We start from the raw sequence: 23,015 nt of genomic DNA, 5'->3' as shown, positions 1-23,015 counted from the left end.
CGCCACGGCGGGATTCCGCGCCTCAAAGTCAAGTGGCTAATGCATTTTTGTTAGGCGGCTTGGTCGAGGAGGGCGGCCAGGCGTTGGGCGGGGGTGTCGAGGTCAAGGGTTGGGCGCGGTCGTCGGTTGAGGGTGTCTTGGATGCGTTTGAGGTCTGCTGGGGTGTAACCGCTGAGGTCGCTGCCCTTTTCGAACCAGAAGCGCAGGAGGCGGTTGGTGTTTTCGTTGGTGCCGCGTTGCCAGGGCGAGTGCGGATTGCAGAAATAGACCGGGGTGTTGAGTTGCAGGTGAATGTCGCGCCAGCGGGCCATTTCGCTGCCACGGTCCCAGGTGATTGATCGACGAAGGTGTTCGGGTAACTGGCGCATCGCTTCGATCATCGCGCCGGCCACCGTCTCGGCGGTGTGATCGCCGGGCAAATGCAGCAGCATCGTAAAGCGGGTGGACCGCTCGACCAGGGTGCCGATGGCGCTGTTGGGGCCGACGATCAGATCACCTTCCCAGTGGCCGGGCACCGCGCGGTCGGCGGCCTCGGCGGGCCGGTCGCTGATGGTGAACACATCGTGGAATTTCCCCCGCCGTTCGGTGTGGTCCCGGGATTTGCGGGCCGCGCGTTTCGTCGACAAACGCTTACTCAGGTCGGCGCGCAGTTGACCACGAGTTTGGACGTAGAGGCACTGGTAGATGGTTTCGTGGCTCACCCGTGCCAGCCTGTCATCGGGGTGATCGCGCGCCAAGACATCGGCGATCAGTTTGGGACTCCATCCCTGATCCATCCAGTCCTCTATGGCCTCGCATAGCGCGCGGTCTTGGAGTTTGAATGCTTTGGGACGCTTGGCTTTCTTGGCGGCGCGGGCATGGGCAAGACCAGCGTGGTAATCCCCGTCGGGATTGCGATTGCGTTTGAGCTCACGGGAGATGACGCTGGCGTCGCGGTCGAGCTCGTCGGCGATCTCGACCTGGGTGAGGCCCTTGTCCAGACCCCGCATAATCACCAGGCGTTCATCGAAACTGAGCCGGTGTCCCCGCGCGCCCGGCCGGGTCAGATCACCTGGTTCGGCAAGGCCGGTATCAGAGCCCGTACCACTTCGTAATTGCATTGATCCAGCGTCATGCCACCAGCTCCATCCGGTCTGGATCGACACACCGACCTGACGGCCGGCTTCACGCAATGATTCCCCTGCACACACCCGATCAAAGAACTCTCGCCGCATCGAACGCGGATAAGCAACTGACACCTGCAACCTCCTCAAACGTGGAAATTGCATTGACCGTATGAATCTGCCCGCGATTTTTCGCCCTGGCGTTACAAGCGGCGGCCTCGGGCGTCGCGCACCCGGCGAATGATGTCGGAGGGATGGTGCTCGGCGATGACGCGGACGACGATCCAGCCGTAACGCTCGAGCATCTCGAGCCGGCCGATGTCCTTGGCGTATTGGGTGCGCAGGGACCGATGGTGGTCGCCGTCATACTCGACCGCGACCTTGATGTCCTCCCACCCCATGTCCAAGTACGCTTCGGCCCAACCCCATTCGTTGCGTATGGCGATCTGTGTCTGCGGCCGCGGGAAGCCGGCATCGATCAACAACAGACGCAGCCACGTTTCCTTCGGGGACTGAGCCCCGCCATCGACCAGTTCGAGAACCACCCTGGCGGCCCTTATGCCGTGGCGGCTGCGGTAGCGGTCCGTGAGCACCTCGACGTCGGCCATCTTCAGCTCCGTCGCTTGCACCAGCGCATCGATCGCGGCGACAGCGATGGCTCTGGGATGACGACGTGCCAAGTCGAGCGCGGTGCGGGCCGGCGTGGTGATGCGCATCTGCTCGACGACGGTGATCTCGTCCGGTTCGATGCGTTCCTCCCAGACGTGTACGCCCGGGGCCGGACGTCGATTGGTATCGATGATCTCGGCGGGTCGGGACGGGTCGATCCACCGAGCGCCATGCATGGCGGAGGCCGAGAAGCCCGCCAGGACGCCCCTTCGGCGCGATCGGAGCCAGCACGCCTTGGCCCGCAGCATCGCCGTTAGTTCGGCATCCCTCGGCAGGTACACATCGCGATGCAGGGCGACGTAACGACTCCGCAGCTCATGCCGCGACATCAGTCGCGCGGCCAGGGCTTCGCTGCCCAGGAACGGGTCGGTCATGACGAGAGTGTGCTGAGTCACACCGACACCGGATCGCGCTCGTAACGCCACGGCGGGATTTCGCTGGCAGATTCATACGGTCAATGCAATTTCCACGTTTGAGGAGGTTGCAGGTGTCAGTTGCTTATCCGCGTTCGATGCGGCGAGAGTTCTTTGATCGGGTGTGTGCAGGGGAATCATTGCGTGAAGCCGGCCGTCAGGTCGGTGTGTCGATCCAGACCGGATGGAGCTGGTGGCATGACGCTGGATCAATGCAATTACGAAGTGGTACGGGCTCTGATACCGGCCTTGCCGAACCAGGTGATCTGACCCGGCCGGGCGCGCGGGGACACCGGCTCAGTTTCGATGAACGCCTGGTGATTATGCGGGGTCTGGACAAGGGCCTCACCCAGGTCGAGATCGCCGACGAGCTCGACCGCGACGCCAGCGTCATCTCCCGTGAGCTCAAACGCAATCGCAATCCCGACGGGGATTACCACGCTGGTCTTGCCCATGCCCGCGCCGCCAAGAAAGCCAAGCGTCCCAAAGCATTCAAACTCCAAGACCGCGCGCTATGCGAGGCCATAGAGGACTGGATGGATCAGGGATGGAGTCCCAAACTGATCGCCGATGTCTTGGCGCGCGATCACCCCGATGACAGGCTGGCACGGGTGAGCCACGAAACCATCTACCAGTGCCTCTACGTCCAAACTCGTGGTCAACTGCGCGCCGACCTGAGTAAGCGTTTGTCGACGAAACGCGCGGCCCGCAAATCCCGGGACCACACCGAACGGCGGGGGAAATTCCACGATGTGTTCACCATCAGCGACCGGCCCGCCGAGGCCGCCGACCGCGCGGTGCCCGGCCACTGGGAAGGTGATCTGATCGTCGGCCCCAACAGCGCCATCGGCACCCTGGTCGAGCGGTCCACCCGCTTTACGATGCTGCTGCATTTGCCCGGCGATCACACCGCCGAGACGGTGGCCGGCGCGATGATCGAAGCGATGCGCCAGTTACCCGAACACCTTCGTCGATCAATCACCTGGGACCGTGGCAGCGAAATGGCCCGCTGGCGCGACATTCACCTGCAACTCAACACCCCGGTCTATTTCTGCAATCCGCACTCGCCCTGGCAACGCGGCACCAACGAAAACACCAACCGCCTCCTGCGCTTCTGGTTCGAAAAGGGCAGCGACCTCAGCGGTTACACCCCAGCAGACCTCAAACGCATCCAAGACACCCTCAACCGACGACCGCGCCCAACCCTTGACCTCGACACCCCCGCCCAACGCCTGGCCGCCCTCCTCGACCAAGCCGCCTAACAAAAATGCATTAGCCACTTGACTTTGAGGCTCGTTTTTTCGCCCTGGCGTTACGGCCGGTGGGAAAAAGGGGGCCGCGGGGTGAAAGGGGGAGGTTTCGGCCCGCGTGAGCCGAGGCGATAGGTTGACGGGGTGACTGACACGGCCACCGAGAACACCACCGAAAGTGCTGCCGACTACGGCAGACCCGCATTCGTAGCCCGCTCGGTCCTGGTTACCGGAGGAAACCGGGGGATCGGTCTGGCGATCGCGCAGCGGCTGGCCGCCGACGGCCACAAGGTGGCGGTCACGCACCGGGGATCCGGGGTGCCCGAGGGGTTGTTCGGCGTCGTGTGCGACGTCACCGACAACGAGGCCATCGACCGCGCCTTCAAGGAGGTCGAGGAGCACCAGGGCCCGGTTGAGGTGCTGGTGTCCAACGCCGGCATATCCAAGGACGCATTCCTCATCCGGATGACCGAGGAGCGGTTCGAGGAGGTCATCAACGCCAACCTCACCGGCGCGTTCCGGGTGACCCAGCGCGCCGCGCGCAGCATGCAGAAAAAGCGGTTCGGTCGCATCATCTACATCGGCTCGGTGTCCGGCAGCTGGGGCATCGGCAACCAGTCCAACTACGCGGCCGCCAAGGCCGGCCTGATCGGCATGGCCCGCTCGATCTCTCGGGAGCTGTCCAAGGCCAACGTGACCGCGAATGTGGTGGCACCGGGCTACATCGACACCGAGATGACCCGCGCCCTCGACGAGCGGATCCAGGCGGGCGCGCTGGACTTCATCCCGGCCAAGCGGGTCGGCACCGCCGCCGAGGTCGCCGGGGTGGTCAGCTTCCTGGCATCCGAAGACGCCAGCTACATCGCCGGCGCGGTCATCCCGGTCGACGGCGGCATGGGTATGGGTCACTGATTTCAACGACGACACAACGACTTTAAGGACGGACATGGCTGGACTGCTCGACGGCAAACGGATCCTGATCTCGGGGATCATCACCGACTCGTCGATCGCGTTTCACATCGCCAAGGCGGCCCAGGAAGCCGGGGCGCAGTTGGTGCTGACCGGTTTTGACCGGTTGCGCCTGATTCAGCGCATCGCCGACCGGCTGCCGGAGAAGGCGCCGCTGATCGAGCTCGACGTGCAGAACGAGGAGCACCTGAGCTCGCTGGCCGAGCGGGTGACGGCCGAGATCGGCGACGGCAACAAGCTCGACGGCGTGGTGCACTCGATCGGGTTCATGCCGCAGACGGGCATGGGCATCAACCCGTTCTTCGACGCGCCGTACGAGGACGTCTCCAAAGGCATTCACATCTCGGCGTATTCGTACGCCTCGCTGGCCAAGGCGACGCTGCCGATCATGAACCCCGGCGGTTCCATCGTCGGCATGGACTTCGACCCGAGCCGCGCGATGCCGGCGTACAACTGGATGACGGTCGCCAAGAGCGCGCTGGAATCGGTCAACCGGTTCGTGGCGCGCGAGGCGGGTAAGTTCGGCGTCCGCTCCAATCTCGTTGCCGCGGGCCCGATCCGGACCCTGGCGATGAGCGCGATCGTCGGCGGTGCGCTGGGCGAAGAGGCCGGCGCCCAGATGCAGCTGCTGGAGGAGGGTTGGGACCAGCGCGCCCCGATCGGCTGGAACATGAAGGACCCGACACCGGTCGCCAAGACGGTGTGCGCGCTGCTGTCGGACTGGCTGCCGGCGACGACGGGGACCATCATCTACGCCGACGGTGGCGCCAGCACGCAATTGCTTTAGGGCCTAATGGAATTCGACGCCGTCCTGCTGCTGTCCTTCGGTGGGCCGGAAGGCCCCGAGCAGGTGCGGCCGTTCTTGGAGAACGTCACCCGGGGTCGCAACGTGCCGCCGGAACGCCTCGACCACGTCGCCGAGCACTACCTGCATTTCGGCGGGGTGTCACCGATCAACCGGATCAACCTGGCGCTGATCGAGCAGTTGCGCGCCGAACTGACCGACCGCGGCCTGGACATCCCGGTCTATTTCGGCAACCGCAACTGGGAGCCCTACGTCGAAGACACCGTCGCAACCATGCGCGACAACGGGATTCGCCGAGCGGCGGTGTTCACCACCTCGGCGTGGAGCGGCTATTCCAGCTGCACACAATACGTCGAGGACATCGCTCGGGCGCGACGCGCCGCCGGGCCGGACGCACCCGAATTGGTCAAGCTGCGGCCGTATTTCGACCATCCCCTCTTCATTGAGCTGTTCGCCCGGGCGATCACCGACGCGGCCGAGACGGTTCCCGACGCGCGCCTGGTGTTCACCGCGCATTCGATCCCGGTGGCCGCCGACGAGCGGCTAGGCCCGCGGCTGTACAGCCGGCAAGTCGCCTACGCCGCAAGCCTTGTGGCGGCCGCCGCCGGATACGCCGACTACGACCTGGTATGGCAGTCGCGGTCGGGGCCGCCCCAGGTTCCGTGGCTTGAGCCCGACGTCGCCGACCACCTGGCGGCCCTGGCGGAGGCGGGCACGACGGCCGTCGTCGTCTGCCCGATCGGTTTTGTGGCCGACCACATCGAGGTGGTATGGGACCTCGACCACGAGTTGGCGGGACAGGCCGAGACCGCGGGGATCACGATGGTGAGGGCGTCAACGCCCAACGCCCACCCGCGTTTTGCGCAACTGGCCGTCGACCTGATCGACGAATTGCGCCACGGCCGCGCGCCCGAACGCGTGACCGGTCCCGACCCGGTGCCCGGCTGCCTCGCCAGCGTCGACGGCGCGCCATGCGAGCCCCCGCACTGTGCGGCCCGCTATCAGGACTAGTCCGCCCAGGCCGAATGCAGGATCGCGGTCACGGCGGCCATCCGCGCCGAACGCACCACGGCGGTCAGCGGTCGCAGCGCGTCGCTGGCGATGCGGGCCTCCGACGACGACTGCGTGCCGAGCGGTTCGAGGCCGGCGGCGATGGGCGCGGCGAAACGGTCCGGTGAGTCGGACCGGCTCAGCCCCGCGCTGACGGCGATGATGGCGTCGACGTGCGCGGCGTTCTCCAGCACCCGCAGCGCGCGCGACGGAGCGTGATCCGGAATGCGGTGTTGCCGTGCGGATTCCAGCAATTGTTCAACCAGTCCCCGCGGATCGTCGACGTCGGCCGCGGCCGATCCCAGCCCGATGGTGCCCAGCGCGTCGGCGGCCGAGCGCACGGCGGACCGCAGCGTGTATTCGGCGTCGCCCAGCTCGTAGTGGTCGAGTATCGGGGCGCCGGGCAGCGAGTACACGGTCCACGTCAGCGTGCACAGTTCGGCCAGGCCGGTCTCGTAGTCGTCGGGCGTGTCGTCGTCGTCCTGATAGGAGAATTCGGGGACCAGGCCGACGGCGGTAGCGGGGCTGTGGGGGTTGGCGATGATGATCGCCTCGCCGGCGGACAGCGCGTCCCGCTCGAACTGCGTTCCCGGGGCCAGGCCGCGCACATCGCCGGGTACCGGCAAAACCACGTTGATGGTCCCGCGCATCAGGGGCGGCGCCCCCCGCGTCGACGTGGGGCGGCCCACCGCGGCGCGCAGAGTCTGCAGCAGCGTGACCGTCCCGGCGTCGTTGACATCGGGCCACGGCAGCCCGGTATGACCCGCCGCCACGGCATCATACGCGGTCACCGATTGCTTTGGCGCCCAAACGGATAACGCGTCCAGGACGTCATCGGGCGCGGCCTTACCCGCGAGCCAGGCATTGGCCCACAGGGACAGCGAAACACTGGGACACCACACCAGACGCAGTGTAGTTGTTTTGCCCCGCACAGGCGGATCACGCGTATCCTTGCCGCATGCACGCCGCGCTGCTATGGCTAATATTCGCGCTGGTGCTGGCCGGTGCGGAGGCGCTCACCGGCCATATGTTTTTGGTGATGCTCGGCGGGGGCGCGCTGGCCGCGGCCCTCACGAGTTGGTTGCTGGATTCACCGGTGTGGGTGGACGGCGCGGTGTTCCTGGTCGTCTCGGTGCTGCTGCTGGTGGTGGTACGTCCGCCGCTGCGGCGCCGGCTGACGCCGAACGTGCCGCGCTTGGGAATCGAAGCGCTGGAGGGCAAAACCGCGCTGGTGCTCGAGCGCGTGGCCCGCGACAACGGTCAGGTGAAGCTCGACGGCCAGGTGTGGACCGCGCGTCCGCTCGACGAGAACGACGTCTACGAACCCGGCGAGCCCGTGACCGTGATGCAGATCGATGGCGCCACCGCGGTGGTCTTCAAGGCCGGCCTGTAGGGCCGCGAGAACGGCTGCGAAAGAAAGGAACTCCGATGCAAGGTGCGGTTGCTGGTCTGGTGCTGCTGGCGGTGCTGGTGATTTTCGCCATCGTCGTGGTGGCCAAGTCGGTGGCGCTGATACCGCAGGCCGAGGCCGCGGTGATCGAACGGCTGGGCCGCTACAGCCGCACCGTCAGCGGGCAACTCACACTGCTGGTGCCGTTCATCGACCGCATCCGGGCCCGGGTGGACCTGCGTGAGCGGGTGGTGTCGTTCCCGCCGCAGCCGGTGATCACCGAGGACAACCTGACCCTCAACATCGACACCGTCGTCTACTTCCAGGTCACCGTTCCCCAGGCGGCCGTCTACGAGATCAGCAACTACATCGTCGGCGTCGAGCAGCTCACCACCACCACGCTGCGCAACGTGGTCGGCGGGATGACGCTGGAGCAGACGCTGACATCGCGCGACCAGATCAACGGGCAGCTGCGCGGCGTGCTCGACGAGGCCACCAACCGCTGGGGCCTGCGGGTCGCACGGGTCGAGTTGCGCAGCATCGACCCGCCGCCGTCGATCCAGGCGTCGATGGAAAAGCAGATGAAGGCCGACCGCGAGAAGCGGGCGATGATCCTCACCGCCGAAGGTATGCGCGAGGCGGCCATCAAGGAGGCCGAGGGCCAGAAGCAGGCGCAGATCCTGGCCGCCGAGGGCGCCAAGCAGGCGGCGATCCTGGGCGCCGAGGCCGAGCGGCAGTCCCGGATGCTGCGCGCCCAGGGTGAGCGCGCCGCCGCCTACCTGCAGGCGCAGGGGCAGGCCAAGGCTATCGAGAAGACCTTCGCCGCGATCAAGGCGGGCCGGCCCACCCCGGAGATGCTCGCCTACCAGTACCTGCAGACGCTGCCGGAGATGGCCCGCGGCGACGCCAACAAGGTATGGGTGGTGCCCAGCGACTTCAGCGCGGCGCTGCAGGGATTCACCAAACTCCTGGGCACCCCGGGCCAGGACGGGGTGTTCCGCTTCCAGCCCTCGCCGGTCGAGGACGCGCCCAAGCACAGCGCCGACGACGACGCCGACGTCGCGGACTGGTTCTCCACCGAAACCGACCCCGCGATCGCCCAGGCGGTGGCCAAGGCGGAGGCGATCGCCCGTCAGCCGGCCGAAGGCCCGGGCGAGCTGACTCAATAGGATTGCGGGATGAGTGCGTTGACCTCCCCCAAGACCTATGCGGCGCTTGGCGCCTTCCACGCCGTCGACGCGGTACTGTGCGGCGTCCAGGTGGCCCCAATCAAGAAGGTGCTGGATGACGTGGGCCTGCCGGAGAACGTGCGGCCCGTGTTGCCGGTGGTCAAGGCGGCCGCCGCGGTCGGCCTGCTGTCGGTCACCCGTTTCCCCGTCCTGGCGAGGGTGACGACGGCGATGCTGACGCTGTATTTCGTGGTGGCGGTCGGCGCGCACGTCCGGGTGCGCGACAAGGTCGTCAACGGTCTTCCGGCCGCGCTGTTTTTGGCCCTGTTCGCCGCGATGACGGTCAAGGGCCCGGACCGGGGTTAGTCCAGCTTCAACTCGACCAGCGGCAGCGGGGTATTCGTGTCGGTGATCGGCGCGCCGAGCGTGTCCTCGAGCACCGGGCGCATCCGCTCCCACGTTTTGGGGTGGCGGCTTCGATAGTCGGCCAGCGTGCGGTCGGCCTCGTGTTGGTCGAGGACGCGCGCGGCGGCGGGCCTGGGCGCGTGGCTGCCGGCGTAGACCCGTACTCGAGGGTTGGCCGCAATGTTGCGGAACCACTGGGCTTTTCGGCCAAATCCGGAGGCCACGACGTAGGTGTCGGGGGACGGGTGGTCGATGACCTCCAGCACCGCGTGGCGCGGCGCTCCGGATTTGCGGCCGATGTGTTCGAGCAACAGGATGCGCGAACCGAACAGCGCGCCCGCACGGGCCTTGTAGATCCAGATCGGTGCGCGCATCAGGTGGTGCGACCGCAGCAGCCGTGCGGCGAGTTTGGCGGGGAGCGGAGACGATTGATCTCGTGACACGCTCCCCATCCTGCACTCAGGGGCGCGGCGCGGGGGACGGTGGCGGCGGGGGCGGCGTCGGGAGACCCTCGTGCGGCGGTCCCGGCCAGGCGCCGTGCGGCGGTTCCAGCGGGCCCGGCGGGCCGGGCGGGCCGGGCGGCGGCGCAAATCCGAACCCTCCCGGACCGGCCATCGGCGGCGGGGGCGCATGGAACAGCATCGGCGGGGGCCCGGGTGGTGGCGGCGGGCCGGGCGGACCGACGCTGACGATCCAGGCGAAGGCGATGGCCGCGACGGTGCCGACCGCGCCCACCAGCGCTCCCGCCACCCCGGCGGCGATCACCACACCGGTGGGGTGACGGCGTCGCTCGGGCGGACGGTGGGCGGGCGGCGGATTGCTCGGCGGATTGGTGTCGATGTCGTCGTTCGTGGTCATGTCACGGACGGTAGGAGCCGGATCTGAAGTGGATCTGAAGAAACTGCGCCGAGTCCCATCCGCCACTGCCGTCACGAGCGGAAGGAAGCAGTGTTGTGCCCACCTCCGAGCGACAACGGCCGCGACGCCGCGCCGGCAGCGAGATTGTCGCTCGGAGGTGGGCACCGAACACATCGCCGACCTCTTGTGACCAACGAGGCTGCCGTGGCGGGAGAGACCGGCGTCTTCAGGTTCGTTTCAGCACCGGCGCCGACAATGGTGGTCATGACGGATTGCGTCCGCACGGCCGCGGGTCGCGGCGGTCACTTCAGCGTGGGCACACCGCGGGTGCTGGTCGTCGAAGACTCAGAGACCATCCGGGAGATGGTCAGCGAGGCGCTCGCCGATGTCGGCTATCACACCGACGCCCGCTGCGACGGCGACGGGCTAGAAAAGGTGCTCGACGGCATGCGGCCCGATCTCGTGGTGCTCGACGTGATGCTGCCGGGCCGCGACGGCTTCGCGCTGATCGACGTGATCCGCGAATGGGGTGACATCGGGATCGTCATGATCACCGCTCGCGACGGGCTGCCGGACCGGTTGCGCGGCCTCGACGGCGGGGCCGACGACTACGTCATCAAGCCGTTCGAGTTGGCCGAGTTGGTGTCGCGGGTCGGCGCGGTGTTGCGCCGACGCGGGCGGCTGCCGCAGGTGGTTCAGGTCGGCGACGTGACGCTGGACCTCGGCGCCGGGGTCGCCGCGCGCGGCGGGAACCGGCTGGATCTGACCGCCACCGAGCTGCGCGTGCTGGCCTTCCTCGTGGAGCAGCGGGGCAGGATCGTCAGCGCCGGACAGATCCTGAACGGCGTGTGGGGCTATGACGCCTATGACCCCAACCTCGTGCAGGTGCACGTCAGCGGACTGCGGCGCAAGCTCGAGGCGCACGGGCCCCGGATCCTGCACACCGTGCGCGGCATCGGCTATCGGCTGCAACCCGAGCGGCCATGACGGGCCCATCGACGACGCCGACTCCGTCGCTGCAACGGCGGGTGACCCTGGTGGTGTTGGCGCTGCTGGCCGTCCTGCTGATGGTGCTCGGGGTGACGATCGACATCACGATGGGTGTGCTCACCCGACGCAATCTGCACGACCGGCTGCTCGCCGCGACGTCGCGCGCCGACGCGTTGAGCACCGCGCATACCTCACCGGATCTGATCGCGGCCGAACTGAACGGCGGCGGGATACGCGCGCTCGTCGTCAGCCCCGACGGCACCGCCTACGGAGACCGCGGCATCAGCCCCGACCTGACCGCCGGGCCGGTCGAGCCACCGCCGTTTTATCCGCCTCCGCCGCCCTTTCCGCCACCGCCGCCGCCGTATGCGCCGCCCTACCCGCCACCGCCCTACCCACTCCCGCCCCCGCCCGGCCCCCCGCCGGACGCCACCGCGACGGCCGTGGTGCACCCGCTGCCCGACGGCTCCCGGGTGATCCTGGTCGCTGACACCACGCAGACCACGCAGGTCACTCACCAACTGCGTGGGCTGCTGATCGCGGCGGCCCTGGTCACCTTGCTGATCGCGGCGCTGCTGCTGATCGCGGTGAGCCGGGCGGCGCTACGGCCGCTGGATCGGCTCACCGCACTGGCCACCGCCATCACCACGGGCGACCGCGGCCGGCGCCTGCATCCCGAGCGCACCGACACCGAACTCGGCCGCGCCGCAAGCGCTTTCGACGGCATGCTGGACGCGTTGGAAACGTCCGAGCGCCGCGCCCGGCGCGCCGCCGACACCGCACAGCGCGCGGAGACGGCAACCCGGCGATTCCTCGTCGACGCTGCCCACGAGCTGCGCACCCCGATCGCCGGCATCCAGGTCGCCGCCGAGCAACTCGCACACGGCGCCTCCGAGCACCCCGACGACGGGCAGTACCGTCGCGCGGACCTGTTGCTCTCCGACGCGCGCCGGGCCGGACGCCTGGTGTCCGACATGCTGGACCTGAGCCGCATCGACGCCGGGCTGGCGCTCGAGCGCGATGACGTCGACGTGGCCGCCGTGCTCGATGGCGAAGTCGACCGAGCCGCCATGTTGGCACCGCAGATCACGGTGCGCCGCAACGGATTACCGTCGCTGACGCTCCAGGCCGACGCGACCCGGCTGTCGCAGATCGTGTCCAACCTGCTCGACAACGCCCGCCGGTACACGCCGGCCGGCGGCGCCATCACCGTCGACCTTGGCGCCCACGACGACGTCGCGGAGGTCACCATCACCGACACCGGGCCGGGCATCCCGGACGACGAGCGGGATCGCGTCTTCGAGCGGCTGGTGCGCCTGGACGCCGGGCGCGCCCGAGACCACGGCGGTGCCGGGCTCGGACTGGCGATCGCGCGGGCGCTGGCGCGCGCCCACGGCGGCGAACTCGTGTGCCTGCCCCACGAGGGCGGCGCTCAGTTCCGGCTCAGCCTGCCGATCACCGCCCGGCGATCGGGATAGCTGAGTCGGGCCGGGTGTGGCAGACGAGGCCAGGGTTAAACAGCGGCGTCTGCGCTGGATTCGCTTCTGGCCCAAGCTGTTTGGCGGCCAGCCGTCCCGCACGGGCGGTCATTCTTGCTCCTCCACATCTGCGGTCATGGCCACCAGCACGCGCTTGAACCGTTCGACCAGCTTCTCGATTCGGTCGGCAGTGAACACGTCGGTATCGAATTCGACGCGGAGACCCAGTTCGTGGCCCGGCGCGACCTGCACCGAAAGGGGGTAGTGATTGTATTCGCGGTTCGTAAAGCCAGTTATCTTCAACTCGTCGACGGCCGACAGCGCGGCGGTGTCGATCGGATAGTTCTCGTACACGAACATCGTGTCGAACAACTGGTCGTGTCCCGTTATACGGTGTATCTCGCTCAGAGCCAGGTGTTGGTGGTCAAGCGTCTTGGTGTAGGCGCCCTGCAGCTGCTCAAGCAGGTCGGCGGTGGTCGTCTCCGCGCCGATGGTCGCCCGGACCGGGACCGTGTTGATCAACAGACCGATCATCGATTCCGCGCCGGCCAGGTCGGTCGGCCGCCCGGACACCGCGGTGCCGAACACCACGTCGTCCTGTCCGGTCAGCCACGTCAGCAGCAGCGCCCACGCGGCCTGCAGGACGGTGCTGACCGTGGTGTGGTAGGAACGCGCCAGCTCGCCCAACGCCTTCGTGGTCTCCGTGGACACTTGGAAGGACTCCGCACCGCGCAGACCGAGCGCTAGGCCCCCCGGGGGTCCCACCAGGCTGGGAGCGCCGAACCCGTCGAGGACTTCACGCCATGCTGTCTGAGCCGCGCCTCGGTCTTGTTCGGCCAGCCAGGTGACAAAGCTGCGATACGACGGGGCGGCGGGCAACCGCACGCCGTAATAGCTGGCGAAGATTTCCCGCAGCAGGATCGGCTTCGACCAACCGTCGAGCACGATGTGGTGGTTGGTGAGCACGAACCTATACAGATCGTCTGCGGTGCGGATCAAGGCGGCCCGGAACGGCGGCCGGCCCGCCAGATCGCAGACCGCGACGCGTTCGGCGGTGCACAGCTGCCGCAGTTGTTCCTCGACATCGCCGTCTGCCGAGCTGAGCTCGACGTACTGCCAGGCCAGCGCCGGATCGGCGGGCATGACCTGCACCGGTTCGCCGAAGTCATCGCAGAAACCGGCCACCAGGTGCGGGTGGCGGGTGACGACGGCGTGCACCGCCTCGCGCAAGCGTTGCGGGTCAAGGGCACCACTCACGGTGATATCGAGCTGCACCGCATACAAGTCGTCACCGCCGCGCCCGCTGCCGGCGTAGTACAGCAGGCCCTGCTGCAGAGGCGTTAGCGGCAACACATCGCCGATCCGGTACTGCTGCGCCAGCCTGTCGATGTCGCGCTGGGTGAGGCGGGCCGGCGCGATGTCGGACGGGGTCAGGCCGCCCCCGCCGCCACGCACGTGCGCGCAGATGCCGGCCAGCGCGTCGAACCACAGCTCGGCGAGCCGGCTGACTTGCTTGTCGTGCAGCGCCGAACGCGCCCAGGTCCAGTTGGCCTGCAGCTGCGGGCCGGCCTCGGTGTCTATCGTGCCGGCATTGAGCTCCACGGTATGCGCCAGCGGCATCTCCACGGCGCCCGCGGCGCCGCCCAGCGAGAAACTGTTCTCGCTGAGCCGCCATAGCTCACTGGAGAGCTCGGCCGCCCCACCCAGGCGGCCTAGGTAGTTGAAGCCGATCACGGGGTCGGACCCACCCGGATCGAACTCAGGGGTGAGGTAGCGCAGCAGCCCGTAGGTCAGCGGATCGGGCAGGGCGCGCAGCTGCTCCTTGGCGTCTTTGATCAGAGCGCCCAGTGCATCTTCACCCGCTGTCACTTGTCCCCAGGACAGGCCGCCGGCCGGGCCCCCGAAGTTCAGCGCCACCGGGTACTTGGTGGTGAACCAGCCCACCGTGCGCGACAAGTCGACATGCGGGGCCAGCTCCTCCTGGCGGCCGTGGCCCTCCACAGTGATGCCGATCGGGCCGCTGATGCTCAAGAATTGGGTCCACGCCAGGCCGAACGCGATCAGCAGGATGTCCTGCACCCCGGCATGAAACGCCGCCGGGACCGCACCGAGCAGTAGGCGGGTCGTCTCGACATCCAGGGACACCGACAATTGGCCGGCGCTGACGTAGGTGTCCTCCGCCTGTACCGGCGGCAGCGCGGCCGGGATCGCCGCCACCTGACGCCACGCCTCGGCCTGGGCCATCACCTCCGCGGTCTGCGCGTACTCGGCCAGCAACGACGACCACCGGGCAAACGACGTCCCGGTTGCCGGCAGCGCCACCGGCTGGCCACTGCGACGCTGGGCCCACGCAATGTTCATGTCTTCCAACAGGATTCGCCACGACACGCCATCGACGGCCAGGTGGTGAATGATCAACGCCAACTGATTGGTCGACTCGGCCCACACCGCGCGCAGCAATGCCCCGGTGTCCGGGTGCAGGCGTGACCGGGCCGCCACCAACGCCTCGGCCGACAGCGCGTCGACGGTGTCCATGCAGCCGCCGGCATCTACCGTCCCGGCTTCGGGCACCCACAACGACCAGCCGCCGGCGCCGTCGTCGTCGACGCGCAGCCGCAACGTGGCATGCCGGTCAAGCAACGCCTGCAGCACCACCATCGCGTCGGTCCGTGCGACGCCCGCGGGAGCTTGCAACACCATCGTCTGGTTGAACTGCTCGACCGGACCCTCGACGCTGTGCAGCCAGCGCATGATCGGGGTGGCCACCACCGACCCGGTGCCCTCGTCGACCACGCCGCCCTCGCCGTCGGCGACCACCGTGGCGACCTGTGCGAGGCGCGCCGCGGTCTGTTCGACGAAAACGTCACGCGGACGGCACATTACGCCGGCCGCGCGAGCGCGCGCCACGACCTGCATCGACAGGATGCTGTCGCCGCCCAGATCGAAGAACGAGTCATCGACACCGACCCGCTGCACACCCAATACCTGGGCATAAATGCCGGCCAGGATTTCCTCGACCGCGCTGGATGGAGCCCGGTAACGGTCGACATCGGAGTATTCGGGTGCCGGCAGGGCGCCGACATCGAGTTTGCCGTTGACCGTCAATGGCATCGCCTCGAGCACGACGATCGCGGTCGGCACCATGTAGGTCGGCAACCGTTCACCCAACTGAGTGCGGATCTCAGCCGGGTCGGCGGCCCCGGTGATGTAGCCCACCAGGCGCTTGTTGCCGGGGCGGTCCTCGCGCGCGATCACCGCCACTTGATCGACCCCGTCCAAATCGGCGAGGGCCGCTCGGATCTCACCAAGCTCGATGCGATACCCGCGGATCTTGACTTGCTCATCAGCGCGGCCGACGTAACGCAGCTGTCCGTCGGCGCCCCACGACACCAGATCCCCGGTGCGATACATGCGGGCCCCCGGCGCCCCGAACGGGCACGCCACAAACCGCGTCGAGCTCAACCCCGGTCTGCCCACATACCCCGAGGCCAACCCGGCACCGGCCACGTACAGCTCGCCGACCACCCCGGCGGGGACCTGACGCATCCACCCGTCGAGTACGAAGAAGGCAAGGTGGGTCAACGGCAGGCCGATGGGGCTGGCATTGCTGTCGACGTCGCAGTCGAGGATCTCGCGGAACGAGGCGTGCACGGTCGTCTCGGTGATGCCGTACAGATTGATCAGGCGCGGCAGTCCGGGATGGCGGTTCAGCCACGTCTGCAGACGCTGGGGTTCGAGCGCCTCGCCACCGAACACCACCGCCTGCAACTTCAGCTGCTGCCCCCGCTCCGAGGCGAGCCCATCAGCGATCTGCAGCGCATAAAACGCGGACGGCGTCTGGCTCAACACATTGACCTGTTCACGAACCAGCAAGGCGTGCAACTCTTCTGGCGAACGCACCACCGAATCTGGCACTATCACCAACCGCCCGCCGTACAGTAGCGAACCGAAGATCTCCCACACCGCGAAGTCAAACGCCAACGAATGACACTGTGTCCAGACCTGTCCCAACGTCAATTGGGTGTCAAGCGAATCCAGCAACTGGGTGACGTTGCGATGAGGCACCGCAACACCTTTGGGTGTCCCAGTCGTGCCCGAGGTGTAAATGACGTAGGCGATATCGTCCGCGGCCGGCGGCGCCAACGGCGTCTCGGGCCCGGTCGTCACCGCAGGGTCGTCGATATCGATGAGCGGCAGCCCCGACCCCTCCAGCCGTGATCGCATGTCCGCGTTGGTGACCACCGCGATAGGCGCAGAGTCGCCCAACACGAACTCGATCCGCGCCGCGGGCACCATCGGATCGATCGGCACATACGCGGCACCGGTTTTGAGCACCGCCAGCATCGCCACCACCGCCTCAGGCGTACGCGGAAGCAACAGGGCCACACGCGTACCCGGGCCCGCACCCTCAGAAAGCAGCAAGTGCGCCAACCGATTAGCGGACTCCTCCACCTCGCGGTAGGTCCATGACCGATCCCCATAGCTGATCGCCGCCGCCTCCGGGTCGCGGACCGTCGCCTGAGCGAACAATTCGGGGATCGAGACCGCGGACGTCTCCGGCTCGGCCAGCACCGCCCGGTTGCCCCACTCGTCGAGGTGGTCATGCTCGCAGCGGTCGAGCAGATCGATTGACGACAACCGCCGGGCGGGATCGGCGATCATTGCCACCAGCGCCCGCCGCAACCGGTCGATCAGCGTGTCGATGGCCGCACGGTCAAATGCGTCCATGTCGAATTCGACGCGAACACTGAGTTCGTGGCCCGGCGTCGCCACCACCGAAAGCGGATAGTGGTTGAATTCGCGGCTGTCGAGCGCGGTAATGGCCAGATCATCGGCGCCCAACAGGGCACTCGCGTCGATCGGATAGTTCTCGTACAGGAACAGCGTGTCGAATAGCTGATCGTGGCCCGTGGCGCGGTGGATCTCAGGAAGAGCCAGATACTCGTACTCGAGGGTTTCGTTGTGGACGCGCTGCAGCTGCTCCAACAGATCGGCGACTGTGGTCCGCGTGGTGGCGTTCGCCCGCACCGGTACCGTGTTGATCATCAGCCCCACAATGGATTCCGAGCCGATCAGCTCGGTCGGCCTACCGGAGACCGCGGTGCCGAACGCCACATCATGCCGACCGGTCAGCCACATCAGCAGCTGCGCCCACGCACCCTGCAACACGGTGCTCACGGTGGTGTGGCACAAGCGGGCCAACTCGGTCAGGGACGCTGTGGTCTCGGCGGACATCCGGAAGGATGCGACGTCGTGGCGCCCTACCTGGCCGGGCGTGCCCACCATGGTCGGGGCCTCGAAACCCGCCATCACGTCGCGCCAAACCGCCTGTGCGGCACTGCGATCCTGCCGATCCAGCCAGCTGACAAAGCTGCGGTACGACGGGGCCGCGGGCAGTCGCTCGCCGTAGTAGCTGCCGAACACCTCCCGCATCAGGATCGGCAGCGACCAGCCGTCCGCCACGATGTGGTGAATGGTGAGCACCAACCGGTATTGGCCTCCTCCTGCGACGCGGATCAACGCCGCACGGAACGTCGGCTTGTCAGCCAGGCCGCAGACCGCGGCGCGCTCAGCAGCACACAAGCGTTCCACCTGCTGATCGGCGTCCGCGCCCGCGGGGTCCAACTCGACGTCCTGCCACCCGATCACCGGCTTCGCCGGGATGACCTGCACCGGCTCGCCGAAGTCTTCGCGGAACCGGGCCACTAGGTTGGGATGGCGGTTGACTACCGCCTGCACGGCCTCGCGCAGGCGGTGCGCATCGAGGGGGCCGCGGACGGTGATACCGAGCTGCACGGTGTACAGGTCGTCCAGACCCGGCACGAAGCTGGTGTGGAACAGCAGACCCTGCTGCACCGGGGTCAGCGGCAGCACGTCCACGACGTCGCCCTGCGAGCAGAGTTCGTCGATCTGCTGTTGGCTGAGTCGGGCGGGAGCGATGTCGGATGGGGTAAGTCCGCCGCCGCCGGCTTTGACGTGCGCGCAGATACCGGCCAAAGCCTCAAACCACAACTGGCTCAGGCGGCCGACCTGCTCGTCGTCCAGCGCCGAGTGCGCCCACGTCCAGTTCGCCTGCAGCTGCGGCCCGGCGTCGGTGTCGATGGTGCCGGCATTGAGCTCCACCGTGTGCGCCAACGGCAGGGGCACCGCCGCGGCCACACCCGCAAGCGACAAACTGTCCTCGTTGATCCGCCACAACTCGCCGGGCAGGCCGACACCCGCACCGAGGCGGCCCAGGTAGTTGAACCCGATCGTCGGGTCAGACCCACCGAGATCAACCTCAGGGTTCAGGTAGCGCAGCAGACCATAGGTCAGCGGATCGGGCAGGGCGCGCAGCTGTTCCTTGGCGTCCTTGATCAGAGCGCCCAGTGCGGCCCCACCGCTGACCACCTGTGCCCACGACAGCCCACCGACCGTCACCGCGACCGGATATTTGGTGGTGAACCACCCCACCGTGCGAGACAAGTCCACAGAGGGAGCCAGCTCCTCGTGGCGCCCGTGACCCTCGACGTCGATACCGATCGGCACAGCCGCGCCGGCGCCGAGGAACTCCGCGAACGCCAGCCCGAAGGCGATCAGCAAGATATCGCCGACCCCGGCGTGGAACGCCGCCGGCGCCTCACCCAGAAGCAGGCGGGTTGTCTCGACATCCAGCGACGCCGACAGCTGGCCCGCGGACTCGTAGGTGTCCACCTCGGGCTGCACCGTCGGCAGCGCGGCCGGCATTGCCGCCACCCGTCGCCACGACTCGGCCTGCGCCACTACCTCGGCGCGGCGCGCATGCTCGGCAAGCAGCGCTGACCAGCGCGCGAACGACGTCCCGCCGGCGGGCAACGCCACGGGCCGGCCACCGTGATGCTGTGCCCAGGCGATGTTGAGGTCCTCCAACAGGATTCGCCACGACACTCCGTCCACGGCCAGGTGATGAATGATCAATGCCAGCTCGCCGGTGGACGTCGCCCACACCGCGTTGAGCATCACTCCCGCGCCGGGGTTCAACCGCGACCGGGCCTGTGCCAGCGCCGCATCCGACAGCACATCGACGCTATGCAGGCATGCGCGCGCGTCCACCGACCCAGCTGCGGGTGCCTCCAGCGACCAGCCGCCTGCGCCGTCATCGTCGATGCGCAGCCGCAACATCGCATGCCGATCGAGCAGCGCCTGAAGGACAACCGCTACGTCGGCCTCGGTCACACCCGTCGGCGCGGCGACCACCATGGTCTGGTTGAACTCGTCGATCGGGCCCTCGACGTCGCGCAGGCAGCGCATGATCGGGGTGGCCACGACCGGGCCGATCCCCTCGTCGACGACGCCGGCTTCGGCACTGGCCACCGTCGCGACCCGCGCCAGTCGCGCCACTGTCTGTTCGACGAAAACGTCACGCGGGCGGCACATCACCCCGGCTGCCCGAGCGCGGGCCACGACCTGCATCGACAGGATGCTGTCGCCGCCGAGGTCGAAGAACGAGTCATCGACGCCTACCCGCTGCATCCCGAGGACTTCGGCGTAGATGTCGGCCAGGATTTGTTCGACCGCGCCGGCCGGGGCCCGGTACTCACCGGTGGTGAATTCGGGTGCGGGCAAGGCGCGCTTGTCCAGTTTTCCGTTGGCCGTCAATGGGATTGCCGGCAACACGACCACCGCGGCCGGGACCATGTAGGCGGGGAGCCGATCAGCCAGTGCCGCGCGGATCTCGGCCGGGTCGGCGGTGCCGGTGATGTAACCCACCAGCTGCCTGTTGCCGGGGCGGTCCTCGCGGGCGATGACCGCCGCCTGGTCCACCCCGTCGAGAGCAGCCAGGGCTACCTGGACTTCACCGACTTCGATCCGGTACCCGCGGATCTTGACCTGCTCGTCGGCGCGGCCCAGGTGTCGCAGCTGCCCGTCCGCGCCCCAGGAGACCAGGTCGCCGGTGCGATACATCCGTGTCCCGGGGGCCCCGAACGGGCACGCCACAAAGCGCGACGCGGTCAAACCAGCACGCCGCACATACCCGAGGCCCACGCCGCGCCCCGCCAGGTACAGCTCACCGACCACCCCGGCCGGCACCGGCTGCAACCACTTGTCGAGCACGAACATTGCCGCCCCGGGTATCGGCGACCCGATCGGCACCAGGCCCGGTCCCGGCGTCAGCGGCGTGCTCATCGACGCACACACCGTCGCCTCGGTCGGGCCGTAGGCATTGATCATCACCCGCCCGGGGGCCGCCCAACGATCCACGACATCGGTCGGGCAGGCCTCACCGCCCACCACCAACGCCGTCGACTCCAGCCCCTCCGGTGACAGCAGCGCCACGGACGACGGAATCTGAGCCAGCACGCTGACCTTCTCCGCGACCAGCAACGCGTGGAGATCTTCGGGGGAGCCGGCGACTGCCTCCGGCACCACCAGCAGCCGCCTACCCCGCAGCAGCGCGCCCCAGATATCCCAGACCGATAAGTCGAAGGCCGAGGAGTAGCACTGCGCCCACACCCCGCCGGGCGGCAGGCGTTCGTCGAGCGCCTCGATCAGCCAAGTGACGTTGTGATGCGTGATGGCCACGCCCTTGGGTGTTCCGGTGGTACCGGAGGTGTAGATGATGTAGGCGACATTTTCGGGGGCCGGCATTGGAAGTGCGGTGCCGGGCTGGGCCTCGATGGCGGGATCGTGGACATCGATGACCGGCAGGTCGGATACGTCCAGCCGTGAGCGCAGCTCGGCCGTGGTGATCAGCGCGCTCGGGGCGGCATCGGCAAGCACGAACTCCACCCGCGCCGACGCATGCGCCGGGTCGACCGGCACGTACGCTGCCCCGGTCTTGAGCACGGCCAGCATCGCCACGATGGCGTCAGCGCAGCGGGGGAAGAGCAGCGCTACGCACTGCCCGGGGCCAACCCCACGACCGGCCAGAAGATGCGCCAACCGGTTCGCGGCCTCGTCGAGCCCCCGATACGTCATGGCGCGGCCGTCGAACGTCACCGCTACCGCCTCGGGGGTACGCTCGGCGTGCTCGGCGAACACCACCGGAATCGACGTCGGCGCGGTTACCGGCTGGGCTGACGCGGCGCGATGCGACCACCTATCGAGCCGGTCGTTCTCTTCCGCATCGAGGATTTCGATGGAGGAGATCGGCCGTTGTGGATCGGCGGTCATTTCCATCAGCACCTGCTGCAGGCGTGCCGCCAGATAGGGAACGCCAAAGCTCGAAAAGGGTTGTCCGGCGCCCGCCGTGCTGAGGAACAGCTGATCGGCAGCCCCAATGAAGAACAGGCCGAAGTGCCCGGCGGGGCCGTTGTTGGTGTACGTCGCGGTTGCCGGAGCGCCTCCGAGCTCCAGGGTCAATCGAGACGGGATGAAATTGACACCTACCCGGTTCGATGGCTCTCTGAGGCCGCGAGAGCCGACTTCACCGTCGAGCTGGTGCACCGGAAACCGCTGGTGCTTCAGCAATTGACGTATCTGTATGTCAACGTGCTGACAAAAATCGGCGACCGTTGTCTCCGGTGACGTCTGCAAGACCAGCGGCACAACCCCGGCGAGCATCCCAGGGAGCGCCTTCGACTCGGGACGTACCCGCCGGCTGACGGGGAAATCCAGGGCCACCTCCGAACCGCTTCCCGACCATGCATGCACCACGAGTGCGGATGCCGCAGTGATGACCGAATAGCGACGGATGCGCAGCTTCTTTGACAACGCTTGCATGCGGGCGACGGCGGTCGCGTCAAATTGGACCGAGGCCGAAGGCGAACACGGGTCCCCGTTGGCGTTGGCCTGGGGGAGTAGATACTCCTGTCCGCCCTCCGGCGGAAGGTTCTTGCGCCAGTACGCCTCGTCTTCCAGATAGTCGGTGGATGCTTCGTATCCCGACTCGAGATCAATCAAATCCTGCGCCGAGCCGAAATAGGCGTCGGGAACAGGCGATCCAGCCACCATTGCCGAATAGATGGTTGCAACCCGACGGGACACCAGCGCCATGCCCAGCCCGTCCAAAACGATGTGATGGCAGCAGCCGAACAAGTAAAACTCCTCGGCCTGCGTCTGGAACAGAACGAATCTGAATAGCTGGCCGTCCAACGCCATCGGCGTGCGCTGGATGGAGGAAGCACTCCGACGGACGTCCTGTAGGGGATCGAGCGAGCCGGTGAGGTTGTGAAACTCGAGCTCGACGTGCGGGCAATCGATCGGCCGTTGGAGCACCTGCCCGTCGATCTCGAAGAATGAAACCCGGAGCGGCTCGGCTTCCGACACCGCTTGGCGGATCGCCCGCTCGAGGACATCCCGGCGTATCGAGCCTTCGATCTTTATCAGCAGGCCGAGCTGCCAATCCGTACCGGCATAGCCCGATTCCTGCGAGAGCCAGATGTCCAGTTGTCCGCGTGTCAGCGGTAGCGCCAACTCATCACGCCCCATCGACTCCCCCAAAGGTTCCACCCACTCGCCCCTCACCCCGAGTGGTAACTGGTCAAAATCCTGCCCCGTCGCCGGCC

At 67.5% G+C, this 23,015-nt stretch carries 14 protein-coding genes and 1 pseudogene; 9 read left to right on the top strand and 6 right to left on the bottom strand.

The features are described from left to right. Nucleotides 1-50 precede the first annotated feature (50 nt). A complete protein-coding gene (locus W7U_RS11210; protein WP_020821705.1) occupies nt 51-1,268 on the bottom strand; it encodes an IS30 family transposase in 1,218 nt (405 codons plus the stop codon). Between the two features lie 38 nt (nt 1,269-1,306). Continuing rightward, the gene (locus W7U_RS11205; RefSeq protein ID WP_008257963.1) at nt 1,307-2,146 is read right to left on the bottom strand and encodes a type IV toxin-antitoxin system AbiEi family antitoxin; all 840 of its coding nucleotides are present in this window, start codon (nt 2,144-2,146) and stop codon (nt 1,307-1,309) included. 83 nt (nt 2,147-2,229) lie between these two features. On the opposite strand from W7U_RS11205, the gene W7U_RS11200 reads away from it, so the two are divergent. From W7U_RS11200 to W7U_RS11185, 4 genes and pseudogenes are all read left to right on the top strand, one after another. After that, nucleotides 2,230-3,447 (top strand): IS30 family transposase, encoded by a 1,218-nt coding sequence (locus W7U_RS11200; RefSeq protein WP_020821705.1) that lies wholly within the window; start codon nt 2,230-2,232, stop codon nt 3,445-3,447. Nucleotides 3,448-3,579: 132 nt separating this feature from the next. Continuing rightward, on the top strand, nt 3,580-4,347 hold the full coding sequence (gene fabG1 / locus W7U_RS11195) for a 3-oxoacyl-ACP reductase FabG1 (protein WP_008257961.1): 768 nt from the start codon (nt 3,580-3,582) through the stop codon (nt 4,345-4,347). Nucleotides 4,348-4,381: 34 nt separating this feature from the next. Next, nucleotides 4,382-5,191: an NADH-dependent enoyl-ACP reductase InhA gene (inhA, locus tag W7U_RS11190; protein WP_008257959.1), complete on the top strand. Its 810-nt coding sequence runs from the start codon at nt 4,382-4,384 to the stop codon at nt 5,189-5,191. 6 nt (nt 5,192-5,197) lie between these two features. Beyond that, nucleotides 5,198-6,245 (top strand): annotated as a pseudogene (locus W7U_RS11185) (ferrochelatase); the annotation flags it as partial. Here W7U_RS11185 and W7U_RS11180 read toward each other — a convergent pair. Continuing rightward, nucleotides 6,217-7,161, bottom strand: coding sequence for a hypothetical protein (locus tag W7U_RS11180; RefSeq protein WP_008257954.1), 945 nt, complete (start codon nt 7,159-7,161; stop codon nt 6,217-6,219). The pseudogene W7U_RS11185 and the gene W7U_RS11180 sit on opposite strands and share 29 nt — an antisense overlap. 56 nt (nt 7,162-7,217) lie before the next feature. On the opposite strand from W7U_RS11180, the gene W7U_RS11175 reads away from it, so the two are divergent. The 3 genes from W7U_RS11175 to W7U_RS11165 are packed head-to-tail and all read left to right on the top strand — an operon-like array spanning nt 7,218 to nt 9,184. Further along, complete coding sequence (locus W7U_RS11175; protein WP_008257952.1) at nt 7,218-7,652, top strand: NfeD family protein; 435 nt, start codon at nt 7,218-7,220, stop codon at nt 7,650-7,652. Between the two features lie 35 nt (nt 7,653-7,687). Beyond that, the gene (locus W7U_RS11170; protein WP_008257951.1) at nt 7,688-8,818 is read left to right on the top strand and encodes an SPFH domain-containing protein; all 1,131 of its coding nucleotides are present in this window, start codon (nt 7,688-7,690) and stop codon (nt 8,816-8,818) included. Nucleotides 8,819-8,827: 9 nt separating this feature from the next. Further along, entirely contained in the window at nt 8,828-9,184 is a 357-nt protein-coding gene (locus W7U_RS11165) for a DoxX family protein (RefSeq protein ID WP_008257948.1), read from the top strand. Here W7U_RS11165 and W7U_RS11160 read toward each other — a convergent pair. Then, nucleotides 9,181-9,675, bottom strand: a complete 495-nt coding sequence (locus tag W7U_RS11160) for a nitroreductase family deazaflavin-dependent oxidoreductase (RefSeq protein WP_036428986.1) — start codon at nt 9,673-9,675, stop codon at nt 9,181-9,183. The genes W7U_RS11165 and W7U_RS11160 overlap by 4 nt on opposite strands. Before the next feature lie 7 nt (nt 9,676-9,682). Beyond that, nucleotides 9,683-10,081, bottom strand: coding sequence for a hypothetical protein (locus W7U_RS11155; protein WP_008257945.1), 399 nt, complete (start codon nt 10,079-10,081; stop codon nt 9,683-9,685). A 255-nt stretch (nt 10,082-10,336) separates the two neighbouring features. Here W7U_RS11155 and W7U_RS11150 point away from each other — a divergent pair, with 255 nt between their 5' ends. Then, nucleotides 10,337-11,068, top strand: a complete 732-nt coding sequence (locus W7U_RS11150) for a response regulator transcription factor (RefSeq protein WP_008257943.1) — start codon at nt 10,337-10,339, stop codon at nt 11,066-11,068. Continuing rightward, entirely contained in the window at nt 11,065-12,549 is a 1,485-nt protein-coding gene (locus tag W7U_RS11145) for a HAMP domain-containing sensor histidine kinase (protein WP_020822890.1), read from the top strand. The genes W7U_RS11150 and W7U_RS11145 overlap by 4 nt, the downstream gene beginning before the upstream one ends. 108 nt (nt 12,550-12,657) lie before the next feature. On the opposite strand, the gene W7U_RS11140 is transcribed toward W7U_RS11145, so the two are convergent. Further along, entirely contained in the window at nt 12,658-22,938 is a 10,281-nt protein-coding gene (locus tag W7U_RS11140; protein WP_008257939.1) for a non-ribosomal peptide synthetase, read from the bottom strand. Nucleotides 22,939-23,015: the final 77 nt, after the last annotated feature.

Source organism: Mycobacterium sp. H4Y (assembly GCF_000364405.1).
GTDB classification, from domain to species: domain Bacteria; phylum Actinomycetota; class Actinomycetes; order Mycobacteriales; family Mycobacteriaceae; genus Mycobacterium; species Mycobacterium intracellulare.
This window is presented reverse-complemented; position numbering and strand designations above follow the sequence as displayed.